We start from the raw sequence: 17,471 nt of genomic DNA on the forward strand, positions 1-17,471 counted from the left end.
CACTGAACTAATGGCACTTTCCTCGATCATTCGGACACTAGAGCACTCCCCTCTCACCAGTGAACTACTCACGAAACTCAATCGCCAACAGTCTCTATCTCTGAATGGTATTCCCCGTTTGCCAAAGGGATTAGTAGCATCAGCCCTGGCCAAGGCAGACCAACGTCTGCTATTCGTAGTCTGTAGCACCCTAGAAGAAGCAAGTCGCTGGGCAACCCAACTGGAAGCCATGGGTTGGGATACAGTCCACTTATACCCCACCTCAGAAGCATCCCCCTATGAACCCTTTGACCCAGAGTCGGAAATGACCTGGGGACAAATGCAAGTATTGGCAGATTTGGTCGAAAGGTTGAAGGTTGACAGGTTGCCAGTTGAAAGTTCGGACTTACAACCTTCATTGGTTCAACGTTCAACTCATGGGATGGCTATTGTTGCCACTCAAGCAGCACTCCAACCCCACTTGCCCCCTGTCGATGCCTTTAAGCCCTACTGCCTTACCCTTAACCAGGGCATGACTTGGGATGGCAAAAACCTTGATCAAAAGTTGGCACAGCTGGGTTATGAACGGGTTCCCCTAGTGGAAACAGAAGGTCAGTGGAGTCGGCGGGGTGATATTGTAGATGTTTTCCCGGTAGCCTTAGAATTGCCAGTGCGACTGGAATGGTTCGGGGATGAGTTAGAGCAGTTGCGGGAGTTTGACCCCGCAACCCAGCGTTCCCTGGATAAAATTGACGGCATCGTGCTGACCCCCACGGATTTTGGTCACATTATTAGCCAAGTGCTGAGAACCTCAAAGGCTGAACTAATCCAATCTTATCTCTCACCTCAGGAGCAAGAATCTTTCGAGGAAGGTCAGTCTTTAGAGGGTAGCCGCCGTTTCTTGGGTATTGCCTTTGACCAGCCAGCCTCTCTACTAGATTACCTGCCAGAAAATACTTTAATTGTCATTGATGAACCAGAACAGTGTGCTGCCCATTGCGATCGCTGGGTGGAACATGCCGAAGAACAATTAGAGGAACTGAATCATTCCCTGCCCTGTCTCCATCGTTATTTTGATCATGCTCTAGAGTTGAAGGTTAACCAGTTTCAGGTTGAAGGTTCACCACCGTTGAATGTTAACCAGTTTCAGGTTGAAGGTTCACCACCGTTGAAGGTTAACCAGTTTCAGGTTGAAGGTTCACCACCGTTGAAGGTTAACCAGTTTCAGGTTGAAGGTTCACCACCGTTGAAGGTTAACCAGTTTCAGGTTGAAGGTTCGAACCTTGGCCAAAAGGCCACGTTACGCGAACAATCTAATAACCTTCAACCAGCCAACCTTGGCCAAAAGGCCACGCTACGCGAACAACCTACTAACCTTCCACCAGCCAACCTTGGCCAAAAGGCCACGCTACGCGAACAACCTACTAACCTTCCACCAATCCTGTATTTATCAGAATTGGTGGAAGAAACTACCCAAAATGCCGTTAATCTGGCTAGCCGCTCTGTACCAGTAACACCCCACCAGTTTGCCAAACTAGCAGAAGTACTCCGAGAGCAGAGCGATCGCCGTTTCTCTATTTGGCTGGTTTCTGCCCAACCTAGTCGTTCCGTTGCCCTGCTCCAAGAACATGATTGTCCTGCCCAGTTTGTCCCCAACCCTCGGGATTACCCAGCTATTGAAAAATTAAATATCCAGAGGACAGCGGTAGCGGTCAAGTATTCGGGCTTAGCCGAACTAGAGGGATTTATCCTCCCTACTTACCGCATCGTGGTTGTGACTGACCGGGAGTTCTTTGGGCAGCATACCTTGGCAACTCCCAGTTATATCCGTAAGCGCCGCCGTGCTGCCTCCCAACAGGTTGACCCCAATAAGCTACGTCCAGGGGATTATGTGGTTCACAAGAATCATGGGATCGGTCAGTTCCTCAAGCTGGAAAAATTAAGCATAAATAATGAAACTCGTGAGTATTTGGTGATCAAGTACGCTGATGGTTTGCTCCGGGTGGCAGCGGATCAGTTGGGAGTACTATCTCGGTTTCGACATACAGGTACGGGTTTGCCTCAACTCCACAAGATGTCTGGTAAAACCTGGGAGAAAACCAAAAATCGTGTCCGTAAAAGTATTAAGAAAGTAGCGGTGGATTTGCTGAAGCTCTATGCCCAGCGAGCACAGCAGTCTGGTTATTGCTTTCCAGCGGATTCCCCTTGGCAGCAGGAATTAGAAGATTCTTTCCCCTACCAACCTACTCCTGACCAACTCAAGGCGATACAGGATGTGAAACGGGATTTAGAGAGCGATCGCCCTATGGATCGCTTAGTTTGTGGGGATGTGGGGTTTGGTAAAACAGAAGTGGCAATTCGGGCTATTTTTAAAGCTGTGACCTCTAACAAGCAAGTAGCTTTCCTTGCCCCAACCACTATCCTTACTCAGCAGCATTATCATACCATCAAAGAACGGTTTTCTCCCTACCCCATCAATGTCGGTCTACTCAACCGCTTTCGTAGCCCCCAGGAAAAGCGTGATATTCTTCAACGCCTTAAAACTGGGGAGTTAGATGTGGTGGTAGGTACCCATCAGTTGCTAGGGAAAAGTGTAACGTTTCGAGAGTTAGGGCTGCTGGTGATAGATGAAGAACAGCGGTTTGGTGTCAACCAGAAGGAAAAAATTAAATCTTTCAAAACTCAGGTAGATGTATTGACCCTCAGCGCTACTCCCATTCCCCGTACCCTCTATATGTCCTTATCGGGGGTACGAGAAATGAGTTTAATTACTACACCACCACCCTTACGGCGTCCCATTAAAACCCACTTATCTCCCTATAAACCAGAAGCTGTCCGCACCGCCATTCGTATGGAACTTGACCGAGGCGGTCAGGTATTCTATGTCGTACCTCGCGTTGAAGGGATTGAAGAAGTTGCTGCGGAACTCAGGGAAATGATCCTTGAGGCCAGAATCGCCATTGCTCACGGTCAGCTCGACCCAGCAGAATTAGAGTCAATTATGCTCACCTTTAGCAACGGTGAGGCAGATATCCTAGTGTGTACTACGATTATTGAATCTGGGCTAGATATTCCTAGAGTCAACACCATTGTGATCGAAGATGCTCACAAATTTGGTCTTGCCCAACTCTACCAATTGCGAGGACGAGTAGGTCGGGCGGGGATTCAAGCCCACGCTTGGTTACTTTATCCTAACCAGAAGGTACTCTCAGAAGCAGCCAAGAAACGCTTACGAGCAATTCAGGAGTTCACTCAACTCGGGTCAGGTTATCTGTTAGCAACCCGGGATATGGAAATTCGAGGGGTGGGGAATCTCCTAGGTGTAGAACAATCCGGTCAGATGGAAGCCATTGGCTTTGACCTCTACATGGAAATGCTGCAAGAAGCGATTAAGGAAATTCAAGGGCAAGAAATTCCCCAAGTAGATGATACTCAGATTGACCTTCAGATTACAGCCTTTATTCCCGCTGACTATATTCCAGATATAGACCAAAAAATCAGTGCTTATCGAGGAGTAGCTGCAGCAGCCTCCCAAAAGGAGTTAGCACAGATCGCAGCAGATTGGAGCGATCGCTATGGTCCAATTCCCTCCGTGGCAGAGCAATTACTGCGGGTGATGGAGCTAAAACAGTTAGGGAAGTCTTTGGGATTTTCCCGAATTCGACCTGAGGGTAAACAACACATTCTCCTAGAAACACCCATGGAGGAACCAGCCTGGAAGTTACTGCAAGAGAACCTGCCCCAACATTTGCGATCGCGTTTTGTCTATTCTCCTGGTAAAGTTACGGTTCGTGGTTTAGGTCTGCTCAAGACGAATAAACAGCTAGAGAGCCTGATTGACTGGTTAGGCAAGATGCAAGGCGCACTGCCAGAACCGACTGTGGTTGGGTTACCCCAATCCCCAATCCCTAATTCCTAATCCCACACTCCCTAATCAGTAATTGGTAACTGGGGAGTGTGGGGAGATGGGGAGATGGGGAGATGGGGGAGGTTTTTATTAAGGGTAATTATCCTGATACCGAGTTGCATTCAAAGATAGTAGATCCGGAGATGGGGAGATGGGAAGATTGGGGGAAGAGAAAGTTGTACGTTTGAGCGCAACTTGGTATGAGATCATATAAGATGATGGCTGTTGAGTGTTCACCAGCAAAAGTCAACAATCAACCAATTAGTTTTATCAAAAATTCATAGTTTGATTGGTCTTTCTTCTTTAAAACTTTACCAAACCTTTGTTGTGTATTTTTGTCCTTGAAATCAGGTAAGCTGTGATGGTCAGCTCATAGAATTTAGTATAAATTGTAACTGAAAATAAGCAGTTAACCTATTTTCATTGAAGTTGGTAAAAGCGTCGGTAAAAACCAGTATATTAGTCCTATCGAGTCCAATATCTTGGCTTACTTTGAGCAAGAAAAAAAGAAGTCGTCGGGCACGCGCCCCGCGTCGGTAATGTCGAATCGCAATTAAAATTTCCAGCTTTCTCAAATCACAGAAGAAATAACAGGATTATTGAGAATATAGGCAGTTTGTTAACATTAATTAAAATTAAATTATAATTATAATACCATCTTTAAACCTTTATCTGTAGTTTTTGATACAAATTTAGATGAGCTTACCCAGGGTAATGTCAGCTTTTTAAGAGTGGAAAACCCTGGCCAAAAGGCCACGCGTGCGCGTTCAAGAAGCTTATTTATTATGGCTTTGAGCTGAAAGCTGATTAAGAATGGCTGATAACACCTCAAGTAGCGTGGCTTTTAGCCAAGTCTGAATGCTGAAGTCTTAGCTCATCAGTTAAGTGGTAACACTTGAGCTCCTGTGCAGTTGTTTTGGTAGTGTCATAAGATGTTGGCTGTTGAGTGTTCACCAGCAACAGCCAACAGTCAACCAATTAGTTTTATCAAAATTTCATAGTTTGATTGGTCTTTCTTCTTTTAACCTTTACCAAACTTTTCCATTGTATTTTTATGCTTGAAATAAGGTAATATATCAGCTTTTTAAGAATGGAAAACCCTGGCCAAAAGGCCACGCGTGCGCGTTCAAGAAGCTTATTTATTATGGCTTTGAGCTGAAAGCTGATTAAGAATGGCTGATAGCTGAATGCTGAATGATGAAAGCTTACCTAATAAGTTAAGTGGTAACAATTGAGCTCATGTCCGGTTGTTTTGGTAGTGTTTATAGTTGTTATTTGTGGTAATAGGTAATAACTCGGGAGTAATCCCAATTACCTATTACTAATTACACAAGCTTTACAATACCTAGGCGACCGGACATGCTATGAATTATAGCTATATAAATTTTTATAAATTACCGCCAATATGGCAATACAGCTCAATAGTAATCGTGTTTGATTACTTGATGTCTACCTACTTAATTAGAACTCTGCAAAAGCCATTCCACAGGTGCGACCCGTGGCGAATTTAATTCGCCAAGGTCAAGGGCACCTATAGGAATGCCTTAGCTGAGGACTTTATTGATTAAATTTAGAGATGTATAGCCATGTTCAGAACTAACAAGCAAAGTACCAATCCATCCCTCTCACAGGTAGCTGATCTCAATACCAGTCTAACTCCGCGTGATCCACTGCCCAACAAACGTGTTGATTTACTAAAACCTGTGCGCCGATGGCTGGATCAAATAGAAATTACAGATCAAACCCTAGCTAGATTCCTCTCCAAAATTATTCCTGGTCAATGTCCCTTTGAGCGGGATTTAAAACTTTTCGGTCACTTAGTACTACACATCCCTCCCCTATGTAAGCTCAACCCTCTCTACGAGCAATTAGCTAGCCTACGTTTTCGGGCTCTGTGTTACCTAGTGGATCAGTGTGGAGAGGATATTGAATTTTACGCTTGAGAGGGGTATACCTTCTCTGTTTCGGCTAAGCAAATACACAAAGTTGATTACACATTTCACAAAACTCAAAGGCTTACAATGTCAGGGTTACAGAGATTGGGACTAGGTAATTAATTCTGCTATCGGTGCTTAGTAGTTAGTACTCAAAACGTAAGCATTCAACCTAGCGCATAAGCTAATCGCTGATAGCGATAGGCTGAATGCTTACCTCAAAACTACTAACTACTAATAACTAATCACAGGAGACGAAAGCTAATCGCCTTGATTTCTAGTTAAGGTGATTAGTCGCCACCCATCTTTGGTGCTAATCGCAGTTTGTGCAATAAGCTTACTCAGCTGTAGCCAGTTCTGTGCTGCCACGAACGCGACGACGGGTCAGGGTGTTGTATAGCATTATACCAATGGCTTTAATCAGATTACCCTCTAGTTCCTGGAACATCTTCATATTCATGCCAAACGCAGCATTAGCTTCTTCCACAATCCGATCCGCTGTGGCATCATCAATGGGTAGCTCATCCATGGCTTGCCGATACGTGGCTTTGAATCCCTTCTCATCAGAGATTTGCTTGAATTCATAAAAAGCAGTACCTTGCCCATCTGATAAATTCATCCCCCGCTGGGCAATCTTTTTGAGAATCTGTCCACCAGATAAGTCCCCTAAATAGCGGGTGTAGGAGTGAGCAACCAATAGTTCTGGTTCCTTCTCAGAGATATCTTTAATTCTTTGGACATACTCTTTAGTGGCCACTGAGGGTACTACTTGCTGTTGCCAGTTAGAACCGAAGTAATAGCATAGGTCTTGCTCTAGGCTCTTTTTCCGATCAAGCTCTTGGAAGTAGATTTTTGAAACAATGGGGTGTTCCCGATGGCGCTCCATCTCTTCTTCCATCGTGGAATAGACGAAGTAAAGGTTGGATACTAATTTCCGGTAGGAGGTTTTTTCAACGGTTCCTTTCAAAAAGCACTTGACAAAACCCACATTCTCTGCCATGGTATGGGATTTTTTTGTCCCCTCACGTAACTTGGTGGCTAAATTGGTACTCATTCTTTATTTTTGTTCCTAAAGTTGACGGTATTTGTATTACTACTTACAGACAAGCGAATATCTTTCCAAATTATTAGAGTAAACTGATTTAATGAAAAATTTTGTTAAGAATTCTTACGTCAAGCCGAGATTCTATCTCCCCCACGGTCAGAGAGCAAGTTCATAGATCCTGAAACTGATCAGTTTAGCAACGGTTTGATCAGTACACAGAGGGGGGAAGGGAGAAGTTGTATGCTAGATTCAAAGGCTCAACTGTCGCAACCATCCAAAAAACTCTAGAAACTAGCAAGACACCAGGATTATTTAAGTAAAAATACTTAGGCAGTCGTCAGCCATCAGCTCTCAGCCATCAGCCATCAGCCATCAGCTGAGAGCTCTGAGCTCTCAGCGATTGGGCTGTGGCCACGCTACTTGAGGTGTTTATGCGCTACGGGCACGCTGTCTTGATCCAAAAGCGAGTGGTTTTGGGTCTACAGACCCAAAACCACGGCAGTTGCTCATGGGGGGAACCCCCGCAGGTCGGCACTGTCTCCCCAAGACCGTAATGGTGCGCTTGACCCGTAATTAAATTCGCCACGGGTCGCACCTCTGCCTCCCCAAGACCGTAATGGTGCGTTTTCCGTAGGCGAATTAAATTCGCCACGGGTCGCACCTCTGCCTCCCCTTTGGCTGACTGCATCGCTACTTGAGGTGCTTTGAATAAAATAAGCTGACGCCTGACTGCTGACTGCTGTTCGCGTAGCGTGCGCGTAGCGCATATGCTTACAAGCAGTCTTGTGAAAGGGGGTGCGACAAGGCGTAAGGGAACCTCGCCAAGGGAACGGGCACCAAGAGAGTGGAAATTTGTTTCACCATGGTGAGGCTGCCAATGCCTTGGCAGTTTAATCAGATTTTTTCTAGCCCCGAATTCCCAGAGAGTCTATTCCTTGAATTGACGCAACACACTAAACGCCTGAGAACGCCACCCTTCTGGCAATAGGGACAACACCAAAGCAACCCAAGCTTTTGAGGGGGAGCAAGCTTTTCCTGACCAAACTAATTCACGTCCGGTTGATGTTTGTCCAATTTCAATCAGCCGCAATCCTAGTAGTAGCTTAGTTTCCGTCAGGCGCGATCGCCTAACTGTCTCCAACATTTCTGACTCAAAGTTATAACTTTCTAGATAATGCAGTTTATCCTTTAAATACGGAATTGCTCGACTAATCCCTTGCTGTTGGGCATGGAATCGATATTCCATTAATAATTCGGGTAAATAATAGGCTTTCTTTCCCGCAATAGCCAGCCGAACAAATAAATCATTATCTTCACAATTTTGGATATTAGGACGCATAAATTCCAAGTCTTTAAACGCCTGCATTCGAAATAATGTAGCGCCAATTTGAAAGCTCTGCTGAATAAAAACAACCTCAATTAAATTATCAACAATACCTTCGATTAAATTAGTTCTTCCCCACCTCTGAGAGTTGAATTTTGTAGCTGATTCATCCCTAGTATTATTAATATTAATTACCCAATGATCTGTCCCAACAAAATCAAGACTATGGTCTAGCTCTAAAATAGCCGTTGTTTTGGATAAAAATTCAGGTGTCAGCCGGTCATCATCATCAAATTTAATAAAATATTCCCCCAATGCGGCATCAAATCCAGAGCGCATATTATTACTTTTGCCAATATTTTTGGGGTGACGGATGTAGTTAATTCGGCTATCCTGATACTGGGACATTAACTCAGGAGTGTCATCAGTTGAACCATCATCACAGACAATTAATTCCCAGTCTTGATACGTTTGTTTAATAACACTGTCAATCGCATAAGGAAGTAAATTCACGCGATTGAATGTAGGAATACACACACTCACCTTGGGGACTCGTTGAATCATTGTATTGTTATAGATGAAACTATCAAGCCACTCAATTCATTGGTTCTTTGACATTAAATTATCCTCTTGGATACCTGATATCAAGTCCGGTTACAACGAACTAGATATGACTTATAGCAATGTCTTGATGCAGTCGCTCATGGGGAGGGGCTGTGTGCGGAACCTGCGTCCGCACCTTGTAAGCCCCGTGGGAACCCCCAAGACCGCGCTGCATCGCTTTCTTACCTAACCTGAAGATATGATGAAAATTCTCATGCTATCTGCCACCTTTCCTTATCCCCCCACTAGGGGAGGAACTCAGGTTCGGACATTTAATTTACTAAAACATCTTAAGTTAAGTCATGATATCACCATGATTACTCAACGTTCAGAAGATGTCACGGATCAGGAAGTGGAAAAACTAGGGAAATGGGTAGATGAATTGGTGGTTTTCCCCCAACCAAAGCCTTGTGATCCCTCAGGAGGAATCTGGGGCAAAGTAAAGCGATTTAGTAATTTTATTCGCCAAGGCATCCCCCCCAGTGTGCTACATCTCTACTCCCCGGACATTCAGCAATGGGTGGATGAAGCTGTGGCGGCTGGAAGGTTTGACATTATTACCTGTGAACATAGTGTAAATGAAATATATGTACGACCAGAATGGCGACAGCAGCTGGGAACGGTGGTGAATATTCACAGTTCTGTGTATGGTACGTTCCGTAATCAGTTGGAAACAGGAACCTCGGAAAATCAGCTGAGAGACCAGTTAAATTTACCCCTGTTGCGCCGCTATGAGGAACGATACTGTGCCAAATTTACTGGTCTTGTGGTCACAACACCGGAGGATCAAAGCCAGATAGCTGCCTACAAGCCATCGGGTAAAATGGTGGTGATTCCAAATGGGGTAGATTTGACTCAATTTACCGAACGCACTGCTGACCCAGGGGGACATCGCATAGTTTTTATTGGAGCTATGGATAACCGAGCCAACATTGATGCTGTAAGCTTTTTCAGCTTGGAGGTCTTTCCAGCCATTAAAGAACGCTATCAAGATGCTAAGCTGGACCTGGTAGGAGCAAGACCAGTACCTTCGGTGTGGTCGTTGGCAGAATTGTCGGGAATTACGGTCACCGGTCGTGTGCCATCAATGGTAGAGTATCTCCATCAAGCAACTATCTGTGTGGTACCGATGCGGACTGGCTTTGGCATTAAAAACAAGACCCTGGAAGCAATGGCGGCTGGGGTACCTGTAGTGGGAAGCGATCGCGGTTTGGAGGGACTGGCGGTTGATGGTGCCAATACACCCCTGCGAGCATTGCGGGCAAATCATGTTAATGAGTATCTTAGTGCCATCACTCGTTTGTTTGAAGACCCACAGCTGCGAGCAAAGTTGTCTCAAAACGCGCGTTCATTGATCGAGAATGAATACACCTGGGATCGGGCTGGTCAATGCTACGAACAAGCCTTAACTCAGTCAGTGGTTAGGGGTTAGTGAAATCTGTTCATGTGACATACTCCCACACTGAATCGAAGATTACAGTGTGGGCTTCTTACCAACTCCAGCCATCACTATCGGCTTTCGCCGACGCGGGGCGCGAACGGATACACGGGTTACTTTATTAACGACACGGGATGCCCCGACCCACCGGAACAATACAATGAGTTCTATTTTTTAGGCACGTAAGTGGCTGACAAACCAGCATTTAAGGCCGTAGGCCACGCTACGCGAACGGCTTTGTTTATCAGTACATATATTATAGCAATTTTATAATACCCTGTGCAAAATTCATCCCACACCTATGCTACGCATTAGGTGTGGGGCTTCTTTTGCCGGACAGCTAAAACCTCCGAGAGTAGGGAAACTCCGTATAGCAGTCGCCAGGGCAGTTAGGACATGACAAAAGTCTCAAACCCTTTGTAAGCGCAAGAGTTTGACTTCTGACAAATGACTTCTGACTTTTGACTTCTGCTATAACGGTGGCAAACCCCTATAAATCACTGTGACTGGAAGTCATAGAGAGATTAGGATACCTGGTGTTTGGTAAATCGGGAAATTTGAATTTTTAACTATATTTTCTAGAGGAAAATTCACAATTAGTATAAATGTATTGGAATGAAGATATAATACATTTATACTGTCCGATTTTTTCGGTAGTGTTATTTGTCGTTGTTTTTTGGGTTTTGGGTAATAGGTAATCGGGAATTACTCTGCAGTAATCAGAATTATCAAAAACCCCAACCTTGGCAATATCGATTATCACGTATTTTATACAATAAGAAGTTGGAGTAAATTAAAATTACGAAATGTTAATAAAAGTTTAGATTTTTTTCAAAAAGTATAAATAAATTAATCCTTAACTCATGTAAAAAGTGAGATATAGCAGAAGTCAGAAGTCACAAGTCATTTGTCAGAAGTCAAACTCTTGCGCTTACAAAGGGTTTGAGACTTTTGTCATGTCCTAACTGCCCTGTCTTGATGCAGTCGCTCATGGGGGAAACCACGGCAGTCGCTCATGGGGGGGACCACGGCAGTCGCTCATGGGGGGAACCCCCAAGACCGCGCTGCCTCCCCAAGACCGCGCTGCCTCCCCAAGACCGCGCTGCATCGCTGGCGACTGCTATAAGCATGAATTATTGCCTGTCCTTTCCTTGTGGTCACTTATTGCTCAAAGTAGTAACGTCCTATGAAGATTCTAATGATCTCCACAACCTTTCCCTATCCGCCAACGCGGGGGGCAACTCAGGTCAGGACGTTTAATTTACTCAAGTACCTGAGTAAGCGTCATGCTATAACCTTGGTTACTCAACGTTCTGAGGAGATCAAGGACATCGAGGTAGAAAAATTGCAGCAGTGGGTGGAAGAACTGGTGATGTTTCCCCAACCGCAGCCATCAGAACAAGAGAAAGGCATAAAGGAGAAATTACAGCGCTGGAGTACCATTTTGCAACAGGGAACCCCCCAGAAAGTACTCCAACTCTACTCAACTCCAATGCAGCAATGGCTGGATCAGGCTGTAGAGGGGGGACAATTTGACCTGATTACCTGTGAACACAGTACCAATGAGATTTATGTGCGACCAGAGTGGCGGGAGCAGCTGCGAACTGTGGTGAATATTCATCATTCTGTATACCGGAAATCTCTGGACAAGCTGGAAACCAAAACATCAGACAATCAGCTGAAAGACCAGTTGAATTTGCCCCTATTACGTCGCTATGAAGAGCAATATTGTGCTAAGTTTACAGACATTGTAGTCACAACAGCAGAAGATAGACGGCAAATAGAATCATTTGAGCTAGACAGTAAAATTACATTGATTTCTAATGGGGTTGATGTTAATACATTTCCCCGGCGCATCTCTGATCCTGGTGGACACAGATTAGTATTTACTGGGGCGATGGATAACCCACTAAACATCAAAGCAGCTCGTTATTTTAGCCTAGACGTGTTCCCAGCAATTACAGAGCGCTATGCTGATACCAAGCTAGAATTAGTCGGACCCAAACCGGTGCAGGCGGTGCTAGAGTTAGAAGATATACCAGGGATTAGTGTAACTGGCACGGTGCCTTCTTTAGTAGACCACCTTCATAAGGCAACCATATTTGTGGTGCCAATGCAAAGTGGATTTGGCGTAAAAAATAAAACTCTGGAAGCGATGGCAGCAGGAGTACCGGTCGTGGGAAGCGATCGCGGTTTGGAGGGCTTGATAGTTGATGGCGGGGATGTCCCTTTGCGGGCATTGCGAGCAAATGATACAACAGAATATGTTTATGGCATTAGTCGGTTATTTGAAGACCGCCAGCTCCGTAAGCAACTGTCGGAAAATGGGCGAGCGTATATTGAACAGAAATATACTTGGGAACGTGCTGGTGAGCTGTATGAGCAGGTAATCACAGATTGAAGGGTTTAGGGTGCACTTGTTTTAGATTGAGCAAGGGGGAATGACAAAGACATGGAAAATTAGCCTTTAAGTCCAAAAATCTGTACTATTTGGCTAATTACTATCTATCTATTGCCCCCAAGATTTTTTTCAAACTAGGAAAAAACTGGAAAGATAAACCATTAAAACATCAGTGCAAAAGTCTAGTAGAGGTGGTTGGTTAACAACCTTGGGCGCGATCGCTGCCTTAATCACCACTAGCGGTATCATTGCCGGTAGTATCTGGGTGGCGGTTATGTTAATAATTGATCCTGATTCGATTGTATGGATCAATCACATTTTGCCGAGTTGGGCTCGTATCCCCCAGATTGTTCCCTCATCTGCCAAGACATTTGCCCAAATTCAAGGGGAGATTCGTGAAAATGGACTAACGGCGAGCACACCCCTTGCCCTTCACTCTGAGTTGCTGCTACCGATTTTGGCATCACCACCATCATGCCAAAGTAATTGTGACCAGATCGTGGAACTCAGAGTCTATCAGCCCCTTGAACAAAGCAACAGCGAACAGCAGTATTATCAGCTAGTTAGTCAGCTGCCTATCACTGCCCCGGTCGAATATTTTGTGCTGTCTACCCAAGTGAACACAGGATCGGATGATGCTAGTGTCTCCCGTTCACTACCTTTAACCAAACTCGATCGTTTCGATGAACAAGCTCTAGAGGAAGGGTTTTGGTTCAACCTCTCGGGTAACGTGGTCTCAGAAAATACACCAGAGAGCTATGGACAAATTATTCACTACAATCCAGACCAGACACACCTGAGTATGATGTTGGAGTGGACAAGCCCTAATGAAGGTCCTCCCTATTGGCAGGAAGTGACCGGTGGTGCTAGTCCAGAATTAGTGGTTAATCATACTGTAGGCTTGGAACCCCAGTTCAAGGTTTACCAAATTCAACCTCGGTCTTTTGTTCCCAACCCGATTTATCTAGAGGAAATTTCCCTGACCCAAACAGCGATAGATACTAAACTCTATCGCAATGGTTTAAGCCTAGCCCGTCATGGTTTGTGGTCTGATGCTTGGCAATGGTTGAACCAACAGAAACCAAAACACTGGTCAGCAGAGGCTCAAGCCCAAATGGATTTGGTTAAACTGCACGCTCAGGTCACCGAGTCTCAGGCAAATCAAATTTGGGCAAGTGCCAGTGCCGCTATCTTTGCCTATCTCCTGGATGGTCGCTGGGGGGAGGCAAAAACAGTGTTTCAGACGGCAGTGGATGGTGCTCAGTTGGGGGATATTATCACCATGCTAAAGAGCGATTCTGGGGGATTGTGGCAGCGGGTGGAAGCAGCACTAGAGGTCAATCCTGATGACAGCAATGTACAAGCTTGGGGAGGGTTGATTTTGGCAGCCCAGGAAGACCCTCAAAAAGCGATCGCATGGGTGAAGGAATTACCCCAAACTAATCCCCAGGTTTACCAACTCCTCAACCATATGGAAAATGCCTTAAACCCAGTTCCAGCTATTGTCAGGCACTTCAGTCAACTGGTTGGCAATTCAGAAATAATTCAAACTGTCAACGCAACGGATTGGTTGCAACCGGAAGATGGAGATGGGGGAATAGGAGAACAGCACTGCCAAAGGCAACAGGAAAGTACTGAATTGGTTTCTGTAGCAGAGGAAGAGAGTATAGCAGTTTCACCCCTGTCCCCTTGTCCATCTGTCTCCGTCACTCTACAAAAAAACCCCGAGGAAGTTTGGTATCAAGTACAGGTAAAAGCATTTCACGATGGTCAGGGTTGGCGGTGGATGCCCTTTTCTGATTTACGGCTGCCCACTTTGACCAAGGGAAAGCGATTGTGGCGATATTTGGGCTTAGACGTTGACCCCCAGATTCGGATTAGCCTTTGGAGTGAGAATGGTATCCAGCAATCAACTACAGCTACGGTCAAGGGGGTTTCCTACCAGAAAGGGGTGATTAAGCTGTTGGCAGCAGGTGGGAAATTCCCTAGTGAAGCCCTAGCTGTTGATGGCTCTAATCAGCACCTGCTAGCACACACCGATACGGGACTGCGCTGGTTAGACCCAAGTGCGATCACTTTGTCAGCACTCTACCACCTTAACCCTGAGTCGGTGTCAGCCATGCTGCCAGTACTCTGGCAGGAGTTAATCAACAGTGGTCAATTCTCCTCAGGACCCATTCCTAGCTTACCAATGATGCTTCAGGAGATTGGGCATTGGTCAGTTAGACCGATCGAGCTGACTGGCAACAACCAGCCAGAAGCGGTCATAACCTTATATCAAGAAATATCAGTTACCTCAGAATCTAGCGAGGTCGGTCTATCGGATAGTAATAATGACGGGATAGATACAGAAAGGGCAACTACTATCTACAAACCCCGCACCATGATTTTTTCTGACGCAGGAGCCTTACTCTACAGCGAATTTTCCCAAGATGCCAACACTTCCATGACTGCGATCGCGGATTTAGGGGATGGCGGTCCTGCGGCTATAGTCATTGATGAACCGAATAACTATAGCTTTAAGCGTTGGTCAGCCAAGCATCAGCGTTTTGAATAATTAAATAGGCGTTGCGTCAGTCAAGTAATGGATAGCAGTAGAGTGGGCATTCTGCTCGCTCTACCAGATCTCGAACGGGCAAGATGCCCATTCTACAGGTGCGACCCAAGGGCGCGAGCAATGCCTCGCGCCCTTGGAGGCGCGCACCTACTCTTAACATCATTCTATTATTCAGCAACACCAATTTAATGGCGTTCCTGATTATGCGTATGGTTTTGCCCCCCTAGCCCCCCAATTCTGGGGGGAACAAAACTATGAAGCGATGCAGCGCGGTCTTGGGGGTTTCCCCCATGAGCGACTGCATCAAGACAAGTCCCCCGAGCGAGGGATTGCTCGCTCGGGGGATTTAGGGGGCTTTAATAAAACCAAATTATCGCACATTCATTCTATTATTCAGGAACGCCAAAAAAATAGCCGTAGAAATACTATCCACGGCTATGTCAATCACATATGTCAGAAATTTCCGAAACCCAAGGCCAAGGGGGGGAAACCCCCCCAAAATTTAAGGTGTTATGGCAACAACCAATACTTGGTCATAGTAGTAATTACTTCACCTGGAATATCGGTCGGTTCTAGAGGGGTCCACTCCGCGATTTCGGCATAGCCTAGGGAATAAAACATTTGCATACTATAAATTACTGATTCACGAGTACCTTTGAGAGTGTGTTGAGTCGGTTGTTTCTTGAAATTGCGAGTAAATTTTTCTGACATTGTGAAAAAAATTAACTTGGGTTTACATTGCTTATTATAATGATTATTATTTTAATTGTCAAGGGTTTTTAAAATTTTTTTTGGGAAATTTTAGGGTTTGTATAAAAAAGCTATTGCATAGGCTTTACAAAGCATAATTTAACGTTAATTGTAGACAAATATTAACTTGTTTAAATTAATTTGTAGTTAAAAATTCGAGCAATAATATGGCTAAAATGTGATAATATTAATTATATTAACCAACAATAGCACTCATTTTACCTGGTTTTTATCACCCGAGCTACCGTTAATGATTGTCGGGGTTTACTGGGAATTTCAAGAGTTAGTTAAGTGGCCAATATTTCCGACAGACCTTCCCATGACTTTCTTAAAGATGATTTGGGATAGGTTCGAGTCGTCGAATTTGTGGCTCTTAACCCTCTTTTCGATTAGTTCACCAGAATTTACTTAGTTGCTTCAGATGTCTAATGACTTACGACAGTACCCTCAAATATTTAGTTGAAAAATATCCCCAAGCCTTTACTCGTTGGTTGTTTAACCAAGAACCAGCAGAGGATATCGAAATTCTCAACACCGAATTAAGCACAGAACCAATTCGGGCAGATGCCTTGTTTTTTGTGCGAGTTGCTGATGCTATATTGCATCTGGAATTTCAAACCTTACCCCAATCTGAACCTCCGTTACCCCTGCGGATGCTGGATTATTGGGTAAGGTTATATCGTCAGTATCGCTGTGATATTGAACAGGTAATAATATTCCTGAAACCAACCCGATTAGCCGGAGTATTTGTAAATCAATTTACCGATAGGAACCTATCCTTCCGCTACCGGGTGATTCGGATTTGGGAATGTGATCCACAACCTTTACTAACAACACCGGGGTTACTACCCTTGGCAGTATTAGCACAAGCGGAAGTGCCAGAAAACCTGCTATCCCAAGTAGCAGCCAGAATAGATATGATTGAAGATAGACAACAGCAGCGTAATTTATCTGCTTGCGTGCAACTGTTGGCTGGGGTGAAATTTGATGAGCAGTTAATTCAAGCTTATTTTCGGGAGGATATGATGCAAGAGTCAGTCGTTTATCAACGAATTATTCGCCAAGGATTAGAACAGGGATTAGAACAGGGATTAGAACAGGGATTAAAACAAGGATTAAAACAAGGATTAGAGCAAGGATTAGAGCAAGGATTAGGACAGGGATTAGAACAAGGAAAGCGCAATGAGCTTAATTTAATTAAGCGTCAAATTAGCCGTCGCCTAGGTGAAATCAATCCCCAATTACAAAATAAAATTGAGGAATTATCCTTTCAGCAGTTGGAAGATTTAGGAGAAGCGTTGTTAGATTTTGAAACCGAAGTGGATTTGACCAATTGGTTGAACCAGTTATAGCGCTACGCGCAAGGGCAAGAGGCAAGAGGCAAAAGTTTACTAAAAAATAGGTGCGCTCTTACCATTAAGAATTTAATTCGCTACGGGTCGCACCTTTTTCAGCTTGTATCAATGTCTTAACTTTAATGGGTAGTGCTATAACAAATAAGTAACATCCGGTTAGGTGTTGCATTCAAAAGCC

At 44.7% G+C, this 17,471-nt stretch carries 10 protein-coding genes; 6 read left to right on the forward strand and 4 right to left on the reverse strand.

What is annotated here, in order from left to right:
- The first annotated feature begins 10 nt into the window (after positions 1 to 10).
- Together mfd and F6K64_RS06200 are read left to right on the forward strand one after the other, a co-directional pair.
- Positions 11 to 3,898 carry a transcription-repair coupling factor gene (mfd, locus tag F6K64_RS06195; protein WP_008179815.1) on the forward strand — a complete coding sequence of 1,296 codons (3,888 nt, stop codon included), beginning with the start codon at positions 11 to 13 and terminating at the stop codon, positions 3,896 to 3,898.
- Positions 3,899 to 5,472: 1,574 nt separating this feature from the next.
- Positions 5,473 to 5,829 carry a Mo-dependent nitrogenase C-terminal domain-containing protein gene (locus F6K64_RS06200; RefSeq protein ID WP_008179812.1) on the forward strand — a complete coding sequence of 119 codons (357 nt, stop codon included), beginning with the start codon at positions 5,473 to 5,475 and terminating at the stop codon, positions 5,827 to 5,829.
- A 328-nt stretch (positions 5,830 to 6,157) separates the two neighbouring features.
- Here the strand turns inward: F6K64_RS06200 and F6K64_RS06205 are convergent, their stop codons facing one another.
- The 3 genes from F6K64_RS06205 to F6K64_RS06215 form a co-directional block, all read right to left on the reverse strand.
- Positions 6,158 to 6,874 carry a biliverdin-producing heme oxygenase gene (locus tag F6K64_RS06205; protein ID WP_008179810.1) on the reverse strand — a complete coding sequence of 239 codons (717 nt, stop codon included), beginning with the start codon at positions 6,872 to 6,874 and terminating at the stop codon, positions 6,158 to 6,160.
- A 427-nt stretch (positions 6,875 to 7,301) separates the two neighbouring features.
- Entirely contained in the window at positions 7,302 to 7,517 is a 216-nt protein-coding gene (locus F6K64_RS06210; RefSeq protein ID WP_131827057.1) for a hypothetical protein, read from the reverse strand.
- Between the two features lie 276 nt (positions 7,518 to 7,793).
- On the reverse strand, positions 7,794 to 8,753 hold the full coding sequence (locus tag F6K64_RS06215) for a glycosyltransferase family 2 protein (protein ID WP_008179806.1): 960 nt from the start codon (positions 8,751 to 8,753) through the stop codon (positions 7,794 to 7,796).
- A 241-nt stretch (positions 8,754 to 8,994) separates the two neighbouring features.
- On the opposite strand from F6K64_RS06215, the gene F6K64_RS06220 reads away from it, so the two are divergent.
- From F6K64_RS06220 to F6K64_RS06230, 3 genes are all read left to right on the forward strand, one after another.
- Entirely contained in the window at positions 8,995 to 10,224 is a 1,230-nt protein-coding gene (locus F6K64_RS06220) for a glycosyltransferase family 4 protein (protein WP_008179804.1), read from the forward strand.
- Between the two features lie 1,192 nt (positions 10,225 to 11,416).
- Positions 11,417 to 12,631 carry a glycosyltransferase gene (locus tag F6K64_RS06225; RefSeq protein ID WP_008179803.1) on the forward strand — a complete coding sequence of 405 codons (1,215 nt, stop codon included), beginning with the start codon at positions 11,417 to 11,419 and terminating at the stop codon, positions 12,629 to 12,631.
- Between the two features lie 172 nt (positions 12,632 to 12,803).
- Positions 12,804 to 15,188, forward strand: a complete 2,385-nt coding sequence (locus F6K64_RS06230) for a tetratricopeptide repeat protein (protein ID WP_008179800.1) — start codon at positions 12,804 to 12,806, stop codon at positions 15,186 to 15,188.
- 510 nt (positions 15,189 to 15,698) lie between these two features.
- On the opposite strand, the gene F6K64_RS06235 is transcribed toward F6K64_RS06230, so the two are convergent.
- Positions 15,699 to 15,899 carry a hypothetical protein gene (locus F6K64_RS06235; protein ID WP_008179798.1) on the reverse strand — a complete coding sequence of 67 codons (201 nt, stop codon included), beginning with the start codon at positions 15,897 to 15,899 and terminating at the stop codon, positions 15,699 to 15,701.
- Positions 15,900 to 16,366: 467 nt separating this feature from the next.
- Here F6K64_RS06235 and F6K64_RS06240 point away from each other — a divergent pair, with 467 nt between their 5' ends.
- Entirely contained in the window at positions 16,367 to 17,290 is a 924-nt protein-coding gene (locus tag F6K64_RS06240) for a DUF4351 domain-containing protein (protein ID WP_287265094.1), read from the forward strand.
- The last annotated feature ends 181 nt before the right edge of the window (positions 17,291 to 17,471 follow it).

The organism is Moorena sp. SIO3A2, assembly GCF_010672265.1.
Lineage (GTDB): Bacteria > Cyanobacteriota > Cyanobacteriia > Cyanobacteriales > Coleofasciculaceae > Moorena > Moorena producens.

Excerpts from the sequence above, each read along its gene's own strand:
- mfd (WP_008179815.1), top strand. The coding sequence starts at position 11 with ATGGCACTTTCCTCGATCATTCGGACACTAGAGCACTCCCCTCTCACC.
- F6K64_RS06200 (WP_008179812.1), top strand. The coding sequence starts at position 5,473 with ATGTTCAGAACTAACAAGCAAAGTACCAATCCATCCCTCTCACAGGTA.
- F6K64_RS06205 (WP_008179810.1), bottom strand. The coding sequence starts at position 6,874 with ATGAGTACCAATTTAGCCACCAAGTTACGTGAGGGGACAAAAAAATCC.
- F6K64_RS06215 (WP_008179806.1), bottom strand. The coding sequence starts at position 8,753 with ATGATTCAACGAGTCCCCAAGGTGAGTGTGTGTATTCCTACATTCAAT.
- F6K64_RS06220 (WP_008179804.1), top strand. The coding sequence starts at position 8,995 with ATGAAAATTCTCATGCTATCTGCCACCTTTCCTTATCCCCCCACTAGG.
- F6K64_RS06225 (WP_008179803.1), top strand. The coding sequence starts at position 11,417 with ATGAAGATTCTAATGATCTCCACAACCTTTCCCTATCCGCCAACGCGG.
- F6K64_RS06235 (WP_008179798.1), bottom strand. The coding sequence starts at position 15,899 with ATGTCAGAAAAATTTACTCGCAATTTCAAGAAACAACCGACTCAACAC.
- F6K64_RS06240 (WP_287265094.1), top strand. The coding sequence starts at position 16,367 with ATGACTTACGACAGTACCCTCAAATATTTAGTTGAAAAATATCCCCAA.